Raw genomic sequence first — 18,777 nt, 5'->3', positions numbered from 1 at the left:
GGCGGGGGTCACTCCCGCCAGAGCGGCGGGACCGTCAGTCGTCGATCGGCACCAGGCGGGAGGTGAAGAAGACGCGCACCGTGCCGAGCTCGACGCGCGCGCCCTCGAGCGTGAAGGGCACCTTGCGGGTCTCTCCCGCGAGGCGAAGGGTCAGCTCGCCGCGCACGGCGCCCGGCGCGCCGGAGAGGGCGGACGGCGAGGCGCCGTCCCCGGCCGACGCGCGCGCGATCTCGACGATGTAGCTCCCCTTGGGGAGGCTCCGCAGCGCGAGCGACTCCGAGCGCGTGCTCGTCGCGTCGCGCGAGCGTACACCCAGAGGCCCGAGGGTGGAGCCCATCCAGGAGAGGCGCCGCCCCTGCGCGTCGATGAGCGCGAGGTCGAGGTCGGCGCCGCCGGTCCACTCGGCGCTGAGGCGCACGTCGCCGGGCAGGTCCGCGGACGGCGGCGCGTCCGGCCGCGCGAGGCGGCTGTCGACCAACGCCCGGACGTCCGAGGTCAGGTCGAGGCGGAGCTGGCCCGCGAGCTCGCTCATGCCGCCCTCGCCGGCGCACCGGACCGCGGCGGCGACGAGCTTCGCGTCGGCGGGCGCGAGGTCGGCGAGCGCCACCCGGTGCTGGCACGCGTACGCGGGCCGGCCCGCCGCGTCCCAGAGCTCGGCGAGGCGCGCCTGGATCGCCCGGTCGCCGGGGCGCACGTCGGCGAGGCCTCCGAGGATGCGCACCGCGCGATCGCGATCGCCCTGGCGGGCCGCGAGGTCGGCGCGGGCGATGAGCGCGTCGGGGTCGAGCGCGTCGCGCCCGCTCCAGCGCGCGGTCAGCTCCTGGGCCTCGCCGAGCCGGCCGGTCGTGGCGTAGAGCGTGTAGAGGCCCGCTGTCCTGTCGCGGCTGTCCGGGGCCGCGGCGAGCGTCGCCTCGGCCTCCGCCGTCTTCGCGGCGCTCCCGGGCGCGAGCGTGTTCGTCGCGTCGAAGCTCACCTTGCGATCGAACACCCGGCGCATCGGGACCATCCGCCGCGGCCGCCGGCGCGACCACTCCTCGACGTCGTCGCGCGAGGACTTCCGGGCGCGGTCGTCAGGCAGGGGCTCCGCCGCCGGCGGCGCCGTGGGGGCGGCGCTCGTCGGCGCCGGCGCCGGCGGGTTGCCGTCGAGCGGGGCCGAGAGGGGGTCGAACGGGTTCGCGGGCGAGCCGGGACGGGGGCTGGGCGGCCGAGGCGGTGCGGCGGCGCCAGCCGACCTGCGAGCCGGCGCTGGGTTCGCCTGCGCCCAGCCGCGGCCGCCGCCGCCGAGGCCGCTGCCCGACAGGCCGAGGTCCCCCGCAGGCCCGGCCCCTTTCCTCTCCTCCGCAGCGCTCTCGTCCGCCGCGTCGTCGGGCGGCTCCCCCTCGGCGCTCGCGCTCACGCCCTGGGCCTGCTCCTCGCCCGTGAAGGCGGAGGCGATGCCGTCCCGCTCGAGGCCGAACGCCTTGAACATCGCCTCGCTCTCCAGGACGAGCAGCGACGTGAACCGGCTCGCCACGGAGAAGCGCCGCGACAGCTCGATGATCGCGGGCTTCTGCGCGTCGCCGCCGGTCTCCTCGAGCTCCGCGATCTTCGCCGCGGCGTAGAGGCGCGGGACGAAGGCGTTGCCCGCGCCCGTGCCGGCGGCGAGGCTCACGGGGTAGGTCTGCTCGAAGCGCTCGCCCGAGACGCGGCCCCGGAGGCGGATCGCGCCGGTGACGTCGGCGCCGGAGCTCATCCGGGCCACGACGAACGCCTCGCCGCCGGCGCGGATCGGGTCGAGCCGCGCCGGCGTGACCTGGGTGAGGCCGGGCGGCAGATCGAGCTCCGGATCGCGCAGCGCGAGGCCGTAGGCGGCGCCGAGGACCGACTGCGCCGCGCTCGCGACCTTCTGGCCGGGCACGTAGGGGACCATCACCCCGCCGCCGCCCCGCGCGAGCGCCCGGAGCGACGTCGTGTCCGCGTCGCTCCCGAGCGCGACCGCGATCACGGCGGCGCCGTCCGCGGGGACGGCGCCGCGCACCGCGGCCTCGATGTGGAGGGGGCGCGTCGGGCCGACCGAGGGCGTGCCGTCGCCGAGGTAGAGGATCCGGAGCTCCTTGCCGTCGAGCGGGCCGGCGGCGGCGCGCGCGGCGATCATCGCCGCGGCGAGATCGCTGCCGCCGTCGGGCTCGATGCCGCCGAGGAAGCGCTCGACCTCGGCCGCCGACGCGGCGCCGGGGGCCATGGGCCGCCCGGCGCCGCCCTGGCCGCCCTCGCCGAGGGAGCGGCAGAGCGTGTCGCACGCGATGACGACGACCTCGTCGCGCCGGTCCATCTCGCGGACGATCGACGAGGCGAGCCGCGTCGCGCGGGCGAAGCGCTCGCCGACCATGGACCGGCTCGAGTCGACGACGATCGCGTGGCGCCGCGAGGTCGACTCCTCCCAGCGGGGGAGCCGGGGGCGGATCGCGATCGCGACGTAGGGCGACGTGTCGCCGGCGATGGCCCGCGCCGCGGCGAGCGACGCCTCGTGCTCCGCGCCGTCGCCCTTCGCCGCGCCGGCGTTCTTCGGCGCGCCCGCGGCGCGGAGCGCGGGCGGCAGCGGCGCCGCGGCGGGAGGCATCTGGTAGGCCCACGCGGTGACCGGCCGATCGCGATCGGGGAGCGCGTACTCGACCGTGAGGTCGCCGGCCGGCGTGAACCCCTCGGCGTGCAGCGTGCGCCGGTCGGCCGCGCCCTCCGCGGGCGCGGCGGCGAGCTCGTAGCCGCGCGTCTCGACGCCGAACGCCCGGTCGTGGCCGAGCACCTGGAGGTCGAGCGAGAAGTCGCCGATGTTCGTCGTGCCGCTCTGGTCGTGCGCGAGCGGGTAGGTGAAGCGCCGGACGCCGCCCGACTGCTCGACGAGCTGCGTGTAGGTGAGCACGACGCGACGCGAGCCGCGCTTCGGGATGGGGAAGATGCGGAGCTCGAACCGGCCGCCGCGCTGCCACTCGAGCAGCGCGGGGTCGCGCCACGGGCCCGGGACCCAGATGATCTCCTCGCGCGGCTTGGGCGCCTTGGGGGCGGCGTTCTGGAGGACGCCGCGCCAGATCGCGGCCCCGCGGTCGCGGTCGACGAACGCGCCCTCGATGAGCTTGCCGTCCACCTCGAGCGCGAGCCGCTCGATCTGGGCGCCCGGCGGGAGCGGGAAGCGGAAGATGCCCTCGAGCTCCTCGTCGGTGTCGTTGGCGAACGTCTCGTCGATCTCGGTCCGGGCGACGACGTCGACGATCCGCACCTTGACCGCGTGCTTCGCGAGCCGCACGGCCCGCTCTTTTTCCTGCGTCGCGCCCGGCTTGCGCGCCCTGAGCTCGCCGAGGCCGCGGAGCGCCGGGGCGTCGGCCTCCTCGGCGGAGCGGTCGCTCCACGAGAGCGTGTCGGCGATCGACGTCGCGATCGCGACCTCCGGCGCGGCGCCCTTCGCGAGCGTCGCCTCCTCGCCGGCGCGCACCTCGACGGGCTCGCCCCGCTCGCCGGTGACGCGCACGGCGCCGCGCGCGACCTCGACCGAGGCGCGCTCGGCGCTCGCGGTGACCGCGAGCTTGGTCCCGAGCACCTCGATCTCGCCGTGCGGCACCTCGATGCGCGCGGGCGGCGCTCCGGGGGCCGGGACGACGTCGAGGACGACGGCGCCGGCTTCGACCCGCGCGCGGCGGGCGTCGCCGGCGACCCACACGCGCGAGCCGCGGTCGATGGCGAGCGCGGAGCCGTCCGCGAGCGCGAGGTGCGCGCGCGTCCGCGTGTCGGTGCGCAGGATCGCGCCCTCCGGGAGCGCCGCGCCCGCGGCGAGCGGCGCGCAGGCGCCCGCGGCGTCGCACGCCTCGAGGCCGCCCGACTTGTCGGCCGACGCGCGCGAGACCGAGGCGACCTTGCCCGACCACGGCGCGCCCGCGGTCACGGCGACGGCCGGCGTCTCCTTGCCGTCGCGCAGCAGGACGACCCCGGCCGTCATCGCCGCCGCGGCGGCCAGGGCGGCGGCGGCGATGGCCGAGCGCCGCCCGAAGACGGCGCCTCGCGCGCGGCGCGGCGCCGGCGCGGCCCGCTCCGGGCTGGAGGGGCGCGCTCCGCCGGCGGGCGAGCTGCCCGTGCGCGCGTCGGTCATATCGGCGGTGCGCGCGTCGGTCATGTCGGCGGTGCGCGCGTGGGTCATGTCGGCGGTGCGCGCGTCGGTCATGTCGGCGGTGCGCGCGCCCGCGGGCGCCTCGCCCGTGCGCGCCTCCCCGGCGTCTGGATCGGCCGCGGAGTCGCCGGTGCGCGCGTCGGTCATGTCGCCTGCGCGCGCGTCTGCCAGCGCCTCCCCCGCGCGCATCTCGCCCGTGCCCGCCTCACCGGTGTGCGCCTCGGGCACCGCCTTGAGGACGGCGCCGCTCGACGCGCCCTCCGAGGGCCGCGCCGCCTCGATCCGCCGGAGCAGCGCCTCGGCGAAGTCGCCCGCCGGCCGGAAGTCCGCGCCCGCCGCGGCCGCGAGCTCCGCGGCTCGCGTCGCGTCGTGGCGCAGGTCGCGGCACGCGTCGCAGCCGGCGATGTGCTCGTACAGCGCCGGTCGCGCCGTCCCGTCGAGCACCTCCGCGAGCTGCTCCTCGACCTCGCCGCACAGCCCAGCCGAATCCGTTCCTGTCGCGCTCATCGCCCTCACTCCTCGCCCAGATCGGCCCTGAGCCGCACCAGCGCGCGGCTGACCCGCTTTCGCGCCGCCGCCTCGTCGATCCCGCACGCGAGGGCCACCTCCTTGAAGGAGAGCCCCGCGTCGAACCGCAGCACCACCGCCTCGCGCTCGCTCGGCTTGAGCCGCGAGAGCGCGGCGCGGGCGCGCTCGGCCCGCTCGCGCTCCAGCGCGAGCTCGCTCGCATCCGGCCGCGGCCGCGTGTCGTGCACGAGCCGCAGCCGCGCCTCGCGCCGCGCCCTGAGCTCCGTGTGCCGCCCGCAGATGCGCCGCGCGATCCCGAAGAGCCAGGCCCGCACGCTCCCCTCGGCGCGGTACTGGGGGAAGGCATCGAACGCCGCGAGCAGCGTCTCCTGCACAAGCTCCTCGCTCTCGGCCTGCGACCCGGTGAACGCCATGCACAGCCGGCCCAGCGGCATGGCGTAGGCCCTCGCACACCGCGACAGCGCTTCCCGGAAGTCGCCTGTCCCGATCAGCCCCTCGATCGCCCGAGCCTCGTCCGTCCGCGCGTCGCCCTCGGTCCGCGCGTCGCCCTCGGTCCGCGCGTCGCCCTCGGTCCGCGCGTCGACCTCGGTCCGCGTCTCGACCTCGGTCCGCGTCTCGACCTCGGTCCGCGTCTCGACCCCCGCCCCCACGAGCGCTAACCCAGCTGCCATCGCTGCCTCATCGCCGGCCATGTGCCCCCGTCCCCCGCGTTCGTGACCGGATTTTTTTCGCCCCCGCCCCCGGCGGGCTCCGGTGCCCGATCCCACCGTACAGGGCGGTCCGGCCTTTGCCTTTTGCAATACGATCCCAGCCGCAGCAGAATCGGCAGGTCGCCTCAGGAGCCGCGCTTATGAATGAGACAAGCCCGTCTGTTTTCGCGAAGGCCACCGCGCCCGGGGGGGCCGGGCCGAGCGCTCCCGTTGACACCTCGCCTGTGAAGCGATGGAGACGGTCGCTGGCGTTCGCCCTCGCCGCGTCGCTCGCCGGCGCGCTCGCCTCGCCCGCGGCGCTCGCGCAGGGCGCGCCGGACGAGGAGCCAGCTCAGGAGGAGGCAGAGGACGAGGCGCCGCCGCCGGCCCAGAAGGCGCGCAAGCGGGGCGTGCTCCCGGCCCGCGCCGACGTGGGCGTGAAGGAGAGGAAGGCGGCCCCGGCGGATCCGAAGCGGGGCCCGGCCGAGAAGGACAACGACCGGGACAAGGCGGAGCCGCCGGTCGAGGAGCGCGCCGCGCGCGGCGTGGCGATCGTCGAGCGGGGCGGGCAGGTCCTCGGCCTCGGCGCGGTGCTCGCCGGCGATGGGCGCATCCTGACGGCGCTCTCGCCGCTCGGCGCGGGCAACGACCTCACGGCGCGCCTCGCCGACGGGACCACCGTCCGGGTGAAGCTCGGCCACCACGACCGCGTGTGGGATCTCGCGCTGCTCGTGCCGCAGACCGGCAGGTGGACCGAGGGGCTCACCGCCTCGTCGCGCGATCCGGTGCGGCCGGACGCGCAGATCCGCTCGTTCTCGGCGGCGCGCGGCAAGGTCGCGGCCGTCCCGATGGTGCTGCGATCGCGCCGGACGCTGCTCGGCGGCGACGACCGGCAGCTCGACGACGCGATCGAGCTCGGGTCGCGCGTCTCGCCGCTCGATCTGGGCGCGCCGATCCTCGACGAGGACGGCCGCGTGGTCGCGGTCCTCGGCCGCGGCTGCGCTCCGAACGAGGGCAAGCCCTGCACGCCGGTCGCCTTCGGCGCGCCGATCAGCGCCATCCGGGGGTTCCTCCGCGCCGTGCCGCAGACGGCGGTGCAGCCCGCGGGGTGGCTCGGGATCCAGGGGATCAGCGAGGCCGCGCCGGTGGCCAAGGGGGTCCGGGTCACGGTGGTCCACCCCGGGAGCCCGGCGGACGAGGCCCGCCTGAAGGGCGGCGATCGTGCGACGAGCGACATGATCCTCGCGGTCGGCGGCGTGCCCGTCACGAGCCCCGAGGCGCTCGCCGACGCGATCCGCGCGCATGCGATCGGCGAGAAGGTCCCTCTGACCTTGCTGAGCGGCGGGAAGTACCGGCAGGTCACGGTGCTGCTCCGCGCCGCCCCGGACCCGAAGGCAGCCGCGACAAAGAAGCCCGAGGTGGAGCTGCCGCCGCCGAGCTCGAGCGGCCGAGCCACCGAAGAGTACCGCAAGTAAGCGAAAAATGATGTGGGCCCCGGCCGGGATTCTATAAGCTCGGCGCTCGGGTGCGATCCGGTTGACACTGCGTCAACCGAACCTCCAGGATCGGGCTTGAGCGGCTCGATCGGGGCGCTCGCGGTTCTCATTCGGCCCCGCGCCTCGCGCGGGGCCTTCGATCGGGTGATCCGTGTCCCAAACGTTTCGAATCGAAGTGGCCGGCGAGACGAACGTCGGGCGCAAGCGCAACCACAACGAGGACAACTTCGGCATCATGGTGGAGTACGGCCTCTTCATGGTTGCCGATGGGATGGGGGGGCATGCATCGGGCGAGGTCGCGTCGAAGATGGCTGTCGAGGCGATGCAGGACTTCTTCGCCCAGACGCAGGACGACCCGGAGCGGACCTGGCCCTACAAGATGGACCGGTCCAAGGGCTATGAAGAGAACCGCCTGATCACGGGGATCAAGCTCGCCAACCTGCGTATCTACGAGACGGCGCAGCGCGAGGCGAAGAAGCGGGGAATGGGGACGACGTTCGTCGGCATCTTCACGGCGAACGACGGCGTCTACGTCGCCCACGTCGGCGACAGCCGGGTGTACCGCTTCCGCGAGGGTCGGCTCGAGATGCTCACCGAGGACCACTCGCTGCTCAACGACTACATCAAGATGAAGCGGCTCACGCCGGAGGAGATCGCGAACTTCCCGCACAAGAACGTGATTGTGCGCGCGCTCGGCATGAAGGACACGGTCAAGGTCGACACCCGCTTCGAGGTGCCGCAGCTGAACGACACCTACATCCTCTGCTCCGACGGCCTCTCCGGCCCGGTGAGCGACGCCGAGATGGCCCACATCCTGAGCGAGCACCAGGACATCCAGGTCGCGACCGCGAAGCTGATCGAGCGCGCGAACGAGAACGGCGGCCCCGACAACGTGACCTGCGTCCTCGTCCGCTGGACCCAGTGAGCGGCGGGCACCCGCTGCGGATACGGGCCCACCTCGACGTTTTCGGTGCTCGGCGTACTGGAGTACGCCTCCGCGCCGAAAACGCCGATCTGGGCCCGTCTCCTGTGCGGGTGACCGCCGCTCGGCAAACGGCGGCCGGGGGAGCGCCGCTCAGGGAAGAGCGGCGCTCAGGGGAGGGCGCCGCCGCTCCAGGGGACCAGGACTAGGAAGACGAAGGCGATGAGGCCAAGCATGAACAGGCTCGTCATCAGGTAGGTCGAGCGCGGCGAACGCGCGGTGCTCCAGCCGTCGCCGTAGAACTTGCCGCGTGAGCGCGTGCGGATCCGCCGCTGCACACCGCGGAGCAAGCCCGGCGGCGCCGCAGGAGGCGCGCGCATGGCGCCGCGGACCAGCTCGCGTAGGTCGATCTCGTCGACCAGCGGAAGATCGCCGTCGTCGGGCAGATCAGCGTCGTCGGGCAGATCAGCGTCGTCGGGCAGATCAGCGTCGTCGGGCAGGGCGCGCGGGGGCGCGGCGCGCGACGCCTCCGCGGGGGGCGGCGTGGGACGGCTGCCGCTCTCCACGCCCGAAGCGGCCGGCTCCTCGGCTTGCCCCGTACGCCTGGGGTCGTCCGCTCCGCTCATTTCCCGCCTCTCACCTTCTCACCCATCACCTTCTCGACCAGCGCGCGGAGCTGCCCGCGCGCGCGATGGATCCGGCTCTTCACAGTCCCATCCGGTAAACCCGTCACCGAGGCGATCTCTTCGTAGGACATGTCCTCGACGTCGCGAAGGATGAGCGCCTCCCGGAACTCGGGCTCGAGCTGGCCGATGGCGTGCTTCACGACCGCCTCGAGCTGCATCCCCTCGACGAGCTCGTCGGGGCGGCTCACATCGCCGACGCTCACACCCTTCGCGGCGGACAGCGGCACCCGCTCGGCCATGGCGTCAACGTCGTCCTGGGCGTCGGCGTGCCGCCGCGAGAGGTACTTCGTCCGGTTCTTACAGAGGTTCACGGCGATGCGGTAAATCCAGGTCGAGAGCTTCGATTCGCCGCGGAACTGGTCGATCGCCTTGAAGACCTGCACGAAGACTTCCTGCGACAGGTCCTCGGCCTCGTCGCGCCGGCCGAGCATGCGGTAGACGAGCGCGAACACGCGGCGCTCGTACAGGATCACGAGCTCGTTGAACGCGCTCTCATCGCGCGCGACGAGCCGCGCGATGAACTGGGCTTCGTTCACCTCGATGGGCGCCGTGGGCTCGCGCTCGGGATCCACACCCACAGGAATCGGGGCGCCGCGAGCCGCGCCTGCACGGATCGGGACGCCGCGAGCGGCGCCTGCACGGATCGGGGCGCCGCGGTCCGCATCTGCACGGGTCGAGGCTCCGCGTACGCGGTCCGCATCTGCATGGGGCGGGGATCCGCGTACGCGGTCCGCATCTGCATGGGTCGAGGCTCCGCGTACGCGGTCCCCTTCATCGCTCGCCACGCCGTCCGGTCCTCCAGGATCCAGGGTCTCGCCCCCGCCCCGCGGCAGGCGCAGAGCCCTCGGTGAGACCACGGTAAACAACCCCGGCTCGACCGCGCCAGACAATAGCGAGCAGGCACTGGCGCCCGACGCGCCAGCGACGACGTGCCGCCGCGCCGGAGGCGCTCCCGTGCGCTCGATGGAGATCGCCCATCACGATCCCCCCTCAGAGAGCGCGGGCGCTCGATTGGTTCCGGCGCGTGGATTCGAACCACGATTAGGGGATTCAAAGTCCCCCGTCCTGCCCTTGAACGACGCCGGAGTGCCGCGGATCGGAGCCGACCGCCGCGCGGCGCGCACCTTAGCGCGAGTCGCGCAGGATGGCACCCGTCCCGACCGACGAGCCGGGTCCGCGGCCCGGACGGCCGCCGCCACGCGCGGTGTCCGCCTCGGACCGACCTCGCCGCAGGCGGAACTGCCCGCGCTCACGGCGACCCACGGGCGCCGGCTTCGCGCCGGCCGAAGGAGCCTTCGCCGTCCCCTGCGGCGGAAGCGCTGGCGCATCAACGCCCCCTTCCGAGGCCGCGCGGGCGCCCTCGGGCACCGGGGTTGGCCCGGGCGCCGCGACAGAAGGGGCCGCCGCGCGGGCCGCCCCGGCGAGCTCCGGGGCAGGCAGGATGGCCTGGGCGGCGGCCGCTGCGACGCCCTGGGCGACACCCAGGCGCGCCGCCGGCGCGACCGCAGCCCTCGATGGCGCGGTCGCAGGGGCGAGCGCGCTCAGCACCGAGAGGCCCAGCACGAGCACGCTCGCCGCGCTGCCCGCAGCGAGCGAGACCGCGCTGCGAGAGGCGCGGGCGCGCCGCGCGAGCCGCGACCAGGTGCCCGACGCGCGCCCGCGCGGCGCCGGGTCCGCGTCACGCCCGCCGCGCGCCGGCCCGGGCCCGAGCTGCGCGGCGCAGGGCACCGGAGCCCCGGCGCTCGGGAGCGTGTCGGGCGGAAACGAGGGGACCGCCGGGAAACACGAGGGAATCTCGAGGGAAATCGGCGGCGGAGGGGTCTCGTGCCGCGCCGCCGCCTCGGCCAGCGGGAACGGGCCGAGGGCGAAGGCGTCCGCGCGCTCGTCGCGAGGCCTCGCGGGGCCGCCCCGGGGGTGGCGCGGCGCGACCGACCGGAGATCGCCGGGGGTCAACGCGAAGCTGAGCGGGCCGGTGGACTCGGGCCCCTCGCTCGCGGCGGAGAGGGCGGGCGCCTCGTTGGGCGGGGGCGGCTGGGAAATGGTCCAGCCGAGCGCCTTCACCTCGCCGGCGGCCGTCCAGCACTCGAGGCCCTCGCGCCACACGCGCGTGCTGTGGGGGAGCTCCCCCACCTCGAGCGCGCGCCACAGCGCGACCGTGGTCATCGCCTCGAGCCAGCCGCCGTGGTCGACACACCAGGGCCTCGACTCCGCCGGCTCCTCCACCACGAGGCTCGGGTGCGAGCTGAACGGCATCGTGGGGGCGCTGCAGAGGCTCTGATGCTCCTGTCTGCGCCCCTCCACGCCGCTCGGCGCCGGCACCCCGTCGCAAAGCCCCTCCACCTTGTACGCCGCGCTCGGGCCCATCGCTGTCTCCCTAGCGAGCTGCGGCGATTCACCCGATACTTCCGGGTCCACCTCCGCTGCTCTCGTGCGTCGGTAGCGGATGGTGGGGAGATGGGCCAAGAAAGTGCGGGGTCGGGCCGGGCGCCCGGGCCCGCGGCGGCGGGCCGCGTCGGCTGCGCGGCCCGCCGCCTTCCGTCAGAGATCCGTGTAGTTGTCCGAGAACATCGCGCGCTGGCCGAGGAAGCCGATCTCGAGCATGCCGCCGACGTCCGTCTCGCCGGTCGAGCGCCGGACCACGCTGAGCGCCGGCATCAGCCGGATGAGCCCGCGGTACTTCGTCCCTTCCGGCGCGCGCGCCAGCGTCACGTAGACCGGAGCGCGCAGGCTGATGCGCACGTCGGCGGGCGCGTCGTCGTTGAGCGCGATCGCGACCCGCGTGCCGAACGCCGCGCGGAACGTGGCGCTCGCCACCTTGTCGACGAGCCCGGCGTGCGCCGCGACGGTGAGCTCCTGGCTCTGCCTCGGCGCGCCGAGCACCTCGCGCTTGCAGCGCGAGGCCGGGGCGAAGGTTGTCGACTGGGTGACCGGATCGAGGCCGCGGACGACGTCGCCCACGGGCTCGCACCACTCGAGCGTGTCGGTCGACGCGGTCCAGCGCGACGCGAACGCGATCTGCCCCTCGATCGTCGGGGCGAGCTTCTTCCCGCCGCCGCCGACGTAGACGGCCGAGGCGCCGACGCTCCAGGGCACGGCGGTGAGCTCGCGCGGCTCGTAGGTCGGCGGCAGGCTCGTGTCGCGCCGCTCGGGGCCCGGGCCGAGATAGCTGAACCGGGTGCGGCCGACCGCGCCGCCGACGTAGAGGACCAGCGGCGGATACGCCGAGCTGCCCTCGCCCTCGAAGTCGAGGCGCGCGAACGAGGCCGACAGGCGCAGGCTCCCGATCGGCGCCTGGGCCGTCTCGTCGGGGTTCGAGAGGCCGATCAGCGTGGCCAGCCCGTCCTCGGTGGCCACCTCGGCCTCGAGCACGGTGCTCACGTCCCACGCCGTCGGATCGGTCACCTCGCCGAAGCCGGCCAGCACCCCGAAGCCGACCCGCGCGACCGCCGCGCCGCCGGAGGTGCCCGAGACCTCGGCAGGCACGAGGTAGACGAGCTCGCGGCCCGTGCCGGCCGGCGAGATGGGCGCGCCGGCGGCGGGCGAGATGGGCGCGATGGGTGCGCCGGCGGCGGGCGAGACGGGCGAGATCGGCGCGCCGGCGGCGGGCGAGATCGGCGCGTTGGGGCCCGGCTGCGCGGGCGCCGCGGCCGCGCCGGCGCCCGGCGACGGAGCCACGGGCGCGCTCGGGGCGGCGGCGGGCGGGGCGCCCGGCGGCGCAGGCTCCGACGGCTGCGCCACGCCCTGGGCGCGCGCGGGCGCCGCCAGCGAGAGCGAGAGAGACAGCAGCGCTGCGGTGCGCTGGAGCAGCAGGGATGTCCTCATGGCGCCACCGTGAACTTGAACGTGAGGGCCTCGGCGCCGGTCGACGTGTCGTATTCCGCGCGGGTGCTCTGGTTCGTCCTGGGGTCGAAGGCGAAGATCTGGAACTTGCCGCTGCCGTTCCGGATCCTGAAGCGGAACACGTAGTTACCCGGCTCCAGATCGAACTCGGGGAAGACGGTGTTGCGGATCGAGAACGGCCGCACGCCGGCCGGATCCCCGGCGGGGGCGGGATCCTCGAACAGGTAGCCGACGGCGCTGAGGTGGTACTCGTCGCTGTGAAGCTTGAGCTTGATCCTCTTCATGAGGAGAGCGATCCTCTCACACGCGTACGGCACGGTACAGCGGCTAGAGACCGCGTGACGACCCGCGAACATCACGGGATCGGCTGGTGCTCCTGCAAGGCTCGTCACCGCCGCCCGCGCCGGCGCGGCGGCCTCCTACTTCGCCCAGAGCACCGAGAGATCGAGCTCGATGGCATCGAACGGCTCGGCGCGAACGCGCGCGGCGTCGCGGTGGACCACCGCGGGCCCCCAGCGACGATCCTGGCCGAGCACGTACACCTCGAGCGTCCGCGCGATCGGGTCGACGAGCCACGCGTGCCGCACGCCCTCACGCGCATAGACGGGCATCTTCTCGTCGCGGTCGACGCCCTCCGTGGATGCGCTCAGGACCTCGCAGATCCAGTCCGGAGCGAGCGAGAAATAGGCCGTTTCGGGCAGCTCTGGCATCCGTTCGCGGCGCCAGCCGGCGAGGTCGGGCACGAGCGCCTCCACCTCGCCCGGCGCGTCCGGGTCGGGGAAGTGCAGCTCGGGCTCGACCAGGATGCGCCAGCCACCAGGGCCACCGCGCCCGCGACCGAACGCGCCAACGAGCTCGGTGGCCAGCTCGGTCTCTGCCTGTGCATGCCGCGGCGCCGGCCGCGGGAACACGTGCAGGGTGCCGCGGACGAGCTCCGCCACCCTGTTCGGCGGCACGGCTTCCAGGTCGGCGTATGTGGCGCGGCGCTGCTTCTCGGCGGGCTGGCCCATGACCGGAGCCTGCCCGGAGGCGCGCGGCGAGGCAAGGCGGTGAGGAGCAGGGCCCCGGCGGCGCGCCGGCCGGGGCGTTCATCGGCGCAGGGCCGCGACCGCCAGGACCAGCGCGAGCTCGTCAAGGTCCGGCGGTGAGATGCGGTCCACCTCGGGACGCGCGTCCGAGGCGACCGTGTTGAGGCTCGGCTTGGGCGGCGACATGCCGGCGATGCCGGGAAGCGGAGGCGTGTGGCTCGCGGCGGCGCCGGGGTACGGCGGATCGATGATCCCCGAGGAGACAGCGGGCCGTAGCGGGGAGACAGCGGGCTGTCGCAGGGAGACAGCGGGCCGTAGCGGGGAGACAGCGGGCCGTAGCGGGGAGACAGCGGGCTGTCGCAGGGAGACAACGGGCTGTAGCGGGGAGACAACGGGCTGTAGCGGGGAGACAACGGGTTGTAGCGGGGAGACAACGGGTTGTAGCGGGGAGACAACGGGTTGTAGCGGGGAGACAACGGGTTGTAGCGGGGAGACAACGGGTTGTAGCGGGGAGACAACGGGTTGTAGCGCGGCCGGTTCCTGGTGGCGGGTGTTCGTCAACCACGTGGCGGACGACCATTCCCGTCGCGCAACTGTGCGCACCGGCGCCGGCCGGGACGAATCGATGCACGCGCATCGCGATCTACCCGCCGACGTTGCTCTTGACGCCCAAGTCACGCCCAGAAAAAATGCGCGTCGTCACGTCGTGGGTCGCGACTGGGGCAGGGCTTCCGTCTTGTCAATCGGCCTCCACGGCAAGCTCTGTCTGCCGCTCTACGTCTGTGCGCTCGTCGTTGTTCCGGCGTCGGCACGCGCTCGAGTTCAGCGGCGGTGTGAGCGTGGGTGGGATCCAGGTCGGGTTCGAACCCAGGCTTGCGGTGAGCCCCTTCGCCGGATGGGTCTGGCGCAGCGAGGGGGACTTCCGGCTCGAAGTCCACAACATGCTCAGCATCGTTCCAGGGGGCAGGTGTAGGCGTCTACGATCGAACGGCAGTCACTCTTGGGTACGTCACGAAGACAACGACCATCAGCCTCGGGCCGTCCCTGGCGATCTACTCGATGCCGGTGTGCGGTGCCGTGATCTGCGACCGCGTGGTGGGGACTGCTCCAGGCGGCCGCGCCCAGTCCGATTGGTACTTCTCCGGGCCCTTGGGCGTGTCCACCAGCGTCCATGTGGACTGGGCTGGCGGCAACAGTCGCGTTCTTCCTGGAAGTCTGGTCGTGATGGTGACCACTGGACCCATTTGGAAATTCGAGGTAAAGTCGAGATGAGCAAGCTATTTGTTGTTCTGTGCTTCGGTCTCGCCGCGTGCAATTACGATGTAGGAGAGTGCTATGTCCGAGGTCATGGAAACGAAGGTGCCGGCGGCGGCATCATCACTCCGACTGGAGGGGTCGGGGGCTTCGGGTATGTGCCGCTGGAGCCGCAAAATCACACGGGCTTCGATGGGGATCCGTGCTCACAAACGGTGGAATGTACGGTCGCGTGGACGGCGGGTTCGGCTGCCTGCAACAACCAGGGCGCGGCAGGTAGCTGCACGACGCTGTACCAGGGCGAGCACGCGAGCTTGGACGAGGCCAAGGATCGATGCGAGAAAGCCTCTGGGGTTGGAAACGGCTCCGGCGCGCAGTCGTGCGGCTCGTGTCGGTGGGTGACGAGCTCAAGCTCGACCAGCAGCTCTTGCCGGCAGCGTTGCGAAGAAATTGCGAATGCCTGTGAAAATGGATGCCGCAGGCTCCCTAAGGGCGACAAGGGCGCTCGTGAACGATGCTGGAACAAGTGTAACGAAGACCGTGCCAAGTGCAACAAAAGGTGTAAGGACTAGAACAATGAGTACTCACGCAGCCACCAGAACGCTAGTGCGCACCCTCGGAATGACGCTGCCCGGCTCGAACGACGTACACGACATCGTTGTTCGCATCGGGCTTCCAGAGCCCGATCCCCTTCCGGGCGGAGACTTCCGTGCGCTAGTTGAGATCAGTGGATTCGACGAGCCGTACTCTCGCCACTCTTACGGTGTCGACGAACTGCAGGCGTTTCTCGCAGCATGCTGGATCGTGCCGTCAATCCTCGCCACGTTTGTCCCCACCGGAGCCAAGTTGAGATGGCTTGGCAATGATGACCTCGGGTTCGGGACGTCTTCTGCAACTCCCTGAAAGAGTGCCGAAATTCACGGCGGCAAAAGCTGCCTGTCGGAGGGTGTCAACGCTCTCGGTGCTTGTGGTGCCGCCTGGCTGAACTCGCGCCGCGCCGCCCGGTGTCGAGGGCCCCAGGACCGAGGCGGCCGCGGGTGGTGGTCGGATTTGAACATGAAGGCGGGAAGGCGGGAAAAAAAGATCAATGATCTTCCCGCCTTCATGTGAGCTCTCTCTGGGCAAATGAGACCACTCCGCGTGGCTGAGCTCGTGCCGCGCCCTCCCGGCGTCGAGGGTGCTCGTCCGGCATGGCCCGATGCCCGGTCCCTTCCTCACGTGCCTCAGGAACTGTCTGCGTTCCGTCGACATGTGACGCCTGTGGTTCCGCGGTCGCCCGCGTCTAGCTACCGAGCGATGGCGACGTTGGTTCGCTCGTCCAGTGCTTTGAGAAATCCGGCGTTTCGCCGCGACCGATGGCGAGCGTCCATTCTTCCAGAAGTGAAGCGTGCCTCTTCCAGAACTTCTTGCAACCGTCGATGTAGTCGATAACAGCGTCTCGCTGCCCGATGGACAGCAATTGGGATGCGAGCTCGAAATCGGGGCCAAAACTGTTAAGTTGTGGCGAGCCGCGGACCTCGCTCGCGGCCCGCAGGTGTTCTGCCGCGCTGGCTGGCTCGTTGCGGGCTATCGCGACCTTTCCCAGGACGATGTGTGCGCAATGTACGGCATTGCCGTACTGAAATGTGTCCGCGTGATCCGCGGCGTCGGCAAGGAGTCGCTCTGCGGCTTCGGTCGCTCGCTGGTAGTTCTCCGACACGACTGCCGTCTCCGCGATGTCCATGAGGATCCCGAGCGCTTCGAGCGTACAGCGCTCAAGTGTGAGCGCTGCTTCGTACTCCGCGAGCGCCTCTCGTGCAAGTCGTGTGCGCTCTTCGCTCGATGTGGATCGAATGCTGGACGCGAAGTGCAGCCCTCCCAGGCGCTGTCGCCAGCTCGACTCGTCCGGTTCGATCGTGGATCCTCGCTTGTACAGCTCTTCGGCTATGTCTGGATCTCCGGCAGAGAGAAAATCCCCGCCATTCCTCAGCATGGCGAGATCGTTGGGTCTATTGGATACCGTGCTCAGCCAGATTCGCTTTCCTTCGCTGTACGCATCCGGGTAGTGTTCGGGGTAGACGCGCGAGAAGGCGCCAAGGTGGATTTCCGGGTGATGTGCGATCAGCCAGTGAATGTGGTCTGCTCGTCGGTTCTGCGCGTCATCGTTCAGGTTCGTCAAATAGAACCCGATCAACTTCACGCGCGCCTCGACGTCGTTCGAGCTCTTCAGTAGGTGGGTCTCAAGGGCTCCTGCATCTTGCGCTGCCATGTCGACGGCGTCGGCGCAGATGGAGAGCCAGTCGGGTGAGCGTTCCATGGTGGTGAGAGGATAGCGCGCTGGCAGGCGCATGTCGGCAAGATCGGCGCCGTTGCTGTCCACCCGACCGAGCTCGGATACGTACCCCTCGTGCGGCTCGGTAGGAACCTACGGGGGCTCCTGACGGCAGCGGTGTAAAGAACCTTGGTAGGGATCCGGCGCGCTCCACGGGCTTGCGCCCCCGGAGCTCGACGTCGCCGCGGTCGCCGAGCTCGCGTCCCAGGCCCCACAGCTCGGTAGCGCCGTCGCCATCGTCCCCCTGGCCGAGCTCGGGGCGCGGCTGCCTCCCCGTCGTGGTGAAGGTCCGGGTCCAGGTGGATGGGGTGACGCCTGTCTTAACGGTTGCAGCAGAGCACGTGCGTGTCACCGGGCTCGATCTCCCCACTCACCACCGTGGAGTCGGTCGAGGGGGCGCAGGTAGGCGCGTCCTTATTGAAGATCGACCGCACCGCGCCGATCCGCCCCTGGATCGTGTCCGTGCAGAGCTGCCGATCCAGCCCGGAGATGAGAACGGATCCGAGCTCGTCGGAGCATCCTGCCTGCCGGTACAACGTGGTCTGCACGCGGCAATCGCCGCGGCTCGGCTCGCCACAGGAGCACGGGCTGCACGTGCGCGTGTCGTTGTAGAGGGGGAACTCCCACTGTCTCTCGTGGCCGGCCCAGCACTCCCCGTTCGCCTGCGGCGGATAACAACGGCTGAACGACGTGAACACGGCGTCCACGTCTGGGCCACAAGCCCGGACAAATTCCATGTTCGTATGCCGCAGCGCAGGAACCTCGGGGATAGGTTGGCAGCCCGACGCACCTGGCGGGTCGATGGTCACAGAGGCATACGAATCGCTCGGAACGGGGTCGGGAAGAGGAAAACAGGTCCCATCCCAGGGGTTACCCGCATCAATCGTGGTTACGAGGTCGTTGATGGAGCAAAGGGACGAGGAGTGTACGAGCACCCTGGGCGAGAGCACACATCGCGATGGTCCACACGAGCATGGCTCGCATTCCTCCTCCCCAGGTGTCCCCATCCACCCTTCCCATAGGAGGTTGGCATCGCTGTGCGGATCGCATCTTGGAGCATACTCGGGCCGGCCGCTATAGAGCAAGATGAGCTGGCTCGGATCTGGCTCTGGTAGATCGTCGAGGGGGACCGGCGAGGAGCAGCCGATGGGCACCCATGTGGCCAGCATGGAGAGCGCAACCGAGCGCAGCGCGGCTGCTCCCCCACGGCCTTGGTCAATTGTCAGCATTGGCATGAATCACCTCCACGAGCTCCACGCTGGAGCAGCAGAAAATTCGGGTCTCACCGCTCTCGATCGTGCCGTCCACCAGGGAGACATCGGTTGTTGGCGAGCACGTGCCCGGCTCGTCCTGCGCGAACACCACACGCACTCCTGCCAGAGGAGAACCCTCATGTGCTTCACGGCAAATTTCTTCTTCTGCAAGGATTTCGTTGATCGAGGCCAGCATGTTCGAGCAGCTCGCGTCGCTGAAGAGCAGCACGTCCGCCATGCAGCTTCCACCGACGGGTTTACCGCACTCGCAGGGCGTGCAGGTACGCGCGTCTCGGATCATCTCCTGAAACTCGAAGCGCATGTCGAAGCCCAGCCGGCACGAGCCATCGTCTTCGGGGGTAATACACGCGATCCCTTCGAAGTCTGTCACATACTCATCGGTCCACGGGCAAGCTCGTGCAAACTTCCCGCTGAGGGGCGGCGGAGCAAGGTCCTTCACGGGATCGCACTTGCCCGCCATCGTGGGCGGCTTGAGGGTGACCGAGGCGAACGCGTCGCCCGGGACAAGGGGCGAGGCCTCGATGCAGTGCCCCGGCGGGTCGGCTGCACTGGTCAGGTTGATCTCGATCCCTTCGTCCGCGCAGAGAGGCGCCTCGTGCACCAGCATCCAAGTG

General features: G+C 71.7%; 15 protein-coding genes, 1 tRNA gene and 1 pseudogene. 4 read left to right on the top strand and 13 right to left on the bottom strand.

The features are described from left to right. Positions 1-34: 34 nt before the first annotated feature. Positions 35-4,642, bottom strand: coding sequence for a VIT domain-containing protein (locus WME75_RS40660; protein WP_437482258.1), 4,608 nt, complete (start codon positions 4,640-4,642; stop codon positions 35-37). Positions 4,643-4,647: 5 nt separating this feature from the next. Then, positions 4,648-5,334 carry an RNA polymerase sigma factor gene (locus tag WME75_RS40655; RefSeq protein WP_437482255.1) on the bottom strand — a complete coding sequence of 229 codons (687 nt, stop codon included), beginning with the start codon at positions 5,332-5,334 and terminating at the stop codon, positions 4,648-4,650. A 263-nt stretch (positions 5,335-5,597) separates the two neighbouring features. On the opposite strand from WME75_RS40655, the gene WME75_RS40650 reads away from it, so the two are divergent. Next, positions 5,598-6,827, top strand: a complete 1,230-nt coding sequence (locus WME75_RS40650; protein WP_437482252.1) for a S1C family serine protease — start codon at positions 5,598-5,600, stop codon at positions 6,825-6,827. A 172-nt stretch (positions 6,828-6,999) separates the two neighbouring features. Beyond that, the gene (locus tag WME75_RS40645) at positions 7,000-7,773 is read left to right on the top strand and encodes a Stp1/IreP family PP2C-type Ser/Thr phosphatase (RefSeq protein ID WP_437482250.1); all 774 of its coding nucleotides are present in this window, start codon (positions 7,000-7,002) and stop codon (positions 7,771-7,773) included. A gap of 167 nt (positions 7,774-7,940) precedes the next feature. Here WME75_RS40645 and WME75_RS40640 read toward each other — a convergent pair whose 3' ends face one another. The 8 genes from WME75_RS40640 to WME75_RS40605 form a co-directional block, all read right to left on the bottom strand. Then, the gene (locus tag WME75_RS40640) at positions 7,941-8,396 is read right to left on the bottom strand and encodes a hypothetical protein (protein WP_437482247.1); all 456 of its coding nucleotides are present in this window, start codon (positions 8,394-8,396) and stop codon (positions 7,941-7,943) included. Further along, a complete protein-coding gene (locus WME75_RS40635; protein ID WP_437482244.1) occupies positions 8,393-9,028 on the bottom strand; it encodes a sigma-70 family RNA polymerase sigma factor in 636 nt (211 codons plus the stop codon). Before WME75_RS40635 ends, WME75_RS40640 begins: the two co-directional genes overlap by 4 nt. Before the next feature lie 440 nt (positions 9,029-9,468). After that, positions 9,469-9,542: transfer RNA gene (locus WME75_RS40630), tRNA-Gln, on the bottom strand. A gap of 39 nt (positions 9,543-9,581) precedes the next feature. Next, positions 9,582-10,820, bottom strand: a complete 1,239-nt coding sequence (locus tag WME75_RS40625; protein ID WP_437482241.1) for a hypothetical protein — start codon at positions 10,818-10,820, stop codon at positions 9,582-9,584. Between the two features lie 174 nt (positions 10,821-10,994). Next, positions 10,995-12,278 (bottom strand): hypothetical protein, encoded by a 1,284-nt coding sequence (locus tag WME75_RS40620; RefSeq protein ID WP_437482238.1) that lies wholly within the window; start codon positions 12,276-12,278, stop codon positions 10,995-10,997. Then, on the bottom strand, positions 12,275-12,580 hold the full coding sequence (locus tag WME75_RS40615; protein WP_437482236.1) for a hypothetical protein: 306 nt from the start codon (positions 12,578-12,580) through the stop codon (positions 12,275-12,277). Before WME75_RS40615 ends, WME75_RS40620 begins: the two co-directional genes overlap by 4 nt. A gap of 135 nt (positions 12,581-12,715) precedes the next feature. After that, positions 12,716-13,306 (bottom strand): Uma2 family endonuclease, encoded by a 591-nt coding sequence (locus WME75_RS40610; RefSeq protein ID WP_437482233.1) that lies wholly within the window; start codon positions 13,304-13,306, stop codon positions 12,716-12,718. A gap of 78 nt (positions 13,307-13,384) precedes the next feature. Next, a complete protein-coding gene (locus tag WME75_RS40605) occupies positions 13,385-13,510 on the bottom strand; it encodes a hypothetical protein (RefSeq protein WP_437482231.1) in 126 nt (41 codons plus the stop codon). A gap of 101 nt (positions 13,511-13,611) precedes the next feature. On the opposite strand from WME75_RS40605, the pseudogene WME75_RS40600 reads away from it, so the two are divergent. Together WME75_RS40600 and WME75_RS40595 are read left to right on the top strand one after the other, a co-directional pair. Further along, positions 13,612-15,150, top strand: a pseudogene (locus WME75_RS40600) (hypothetical protein); the annotation flags it as partial. Beyond that, positions 15,035-15,481, top strand: coding sequence for a DUF6968 family protein (locus WME75_RS40595; RefSeq protein WP_437482229.1), 447 nt, complete (start codon positions 15,035-15,037; stop codon positions 15,479-15,481). The pseudogene WME75_RS40600 and the gene WME75_RS40595, both read left to right, overlap by 116 nt. A 379-nt stretch (positions 15,482-15,860) precedes the next feature. Here the strand turns inward: WME75_RS40595 and WME75_RS40590 are convergent, their stop codons facing one another. The 3 genes from WME75_RS40590 to WME75_RS40580 all read right to left on the bottom strand — a co-directional run bounded on the left by WME75_RS40590 (position 15,861) and on the right by WME75_RS40580 (position 18,770). Next, positions 15,861-16,937 (bottom strand): tetratricopeptide repeat protein, encoded by a 1,077-nt coding sequence (locus tag WME75_RS40590; RefSeq protein WP_437482226.1) that lies wholly within the window; start codon positions 16,935-16,937, stop codon positions 15,861-15,863. A 272-nt stretch (positions 16,938-17,209) separates the two neighbouring features. Beyond that, the gene (locus tag WME75_RS40585; RefSeq protein ID WP_437482225.1) at positions 17,210-17,587 is read right to left on the bottom strand and encodes a hypothetical protein; all 378 of its coding nucleotides are present in this window, start codon (positions 17,585-17,587) and stop codon (positions 17,210-17,212) included. A 517-nt stretch (positions 17,588-18,104) separates the two neighbouring features. Then, complete coding sequence (locus tag WME75_RS40580; protein WP_437482222.1) at positions 18,105-18,770, bottom strand: hypothetical protein; 666 nt, start codon at positions 18,768-18,770, stop codon at positions 18,105-18,107. Positions 18,771-18,777: the final 7 nt, after the last annotated feature.

This window comes from Sorangium sp. So ce1014 (genome assembly GCF_051521505.1).
In the GTDB taxonomy this organism is placed as follows: domain Bacteria; phylum Myxococcota_A; class Polyangia; order Polyangiales; family Polyangiaceae; genus Sorangium.
This window is presented reverse-complemented; position numbering and strand designations above follow the sequence as displayed.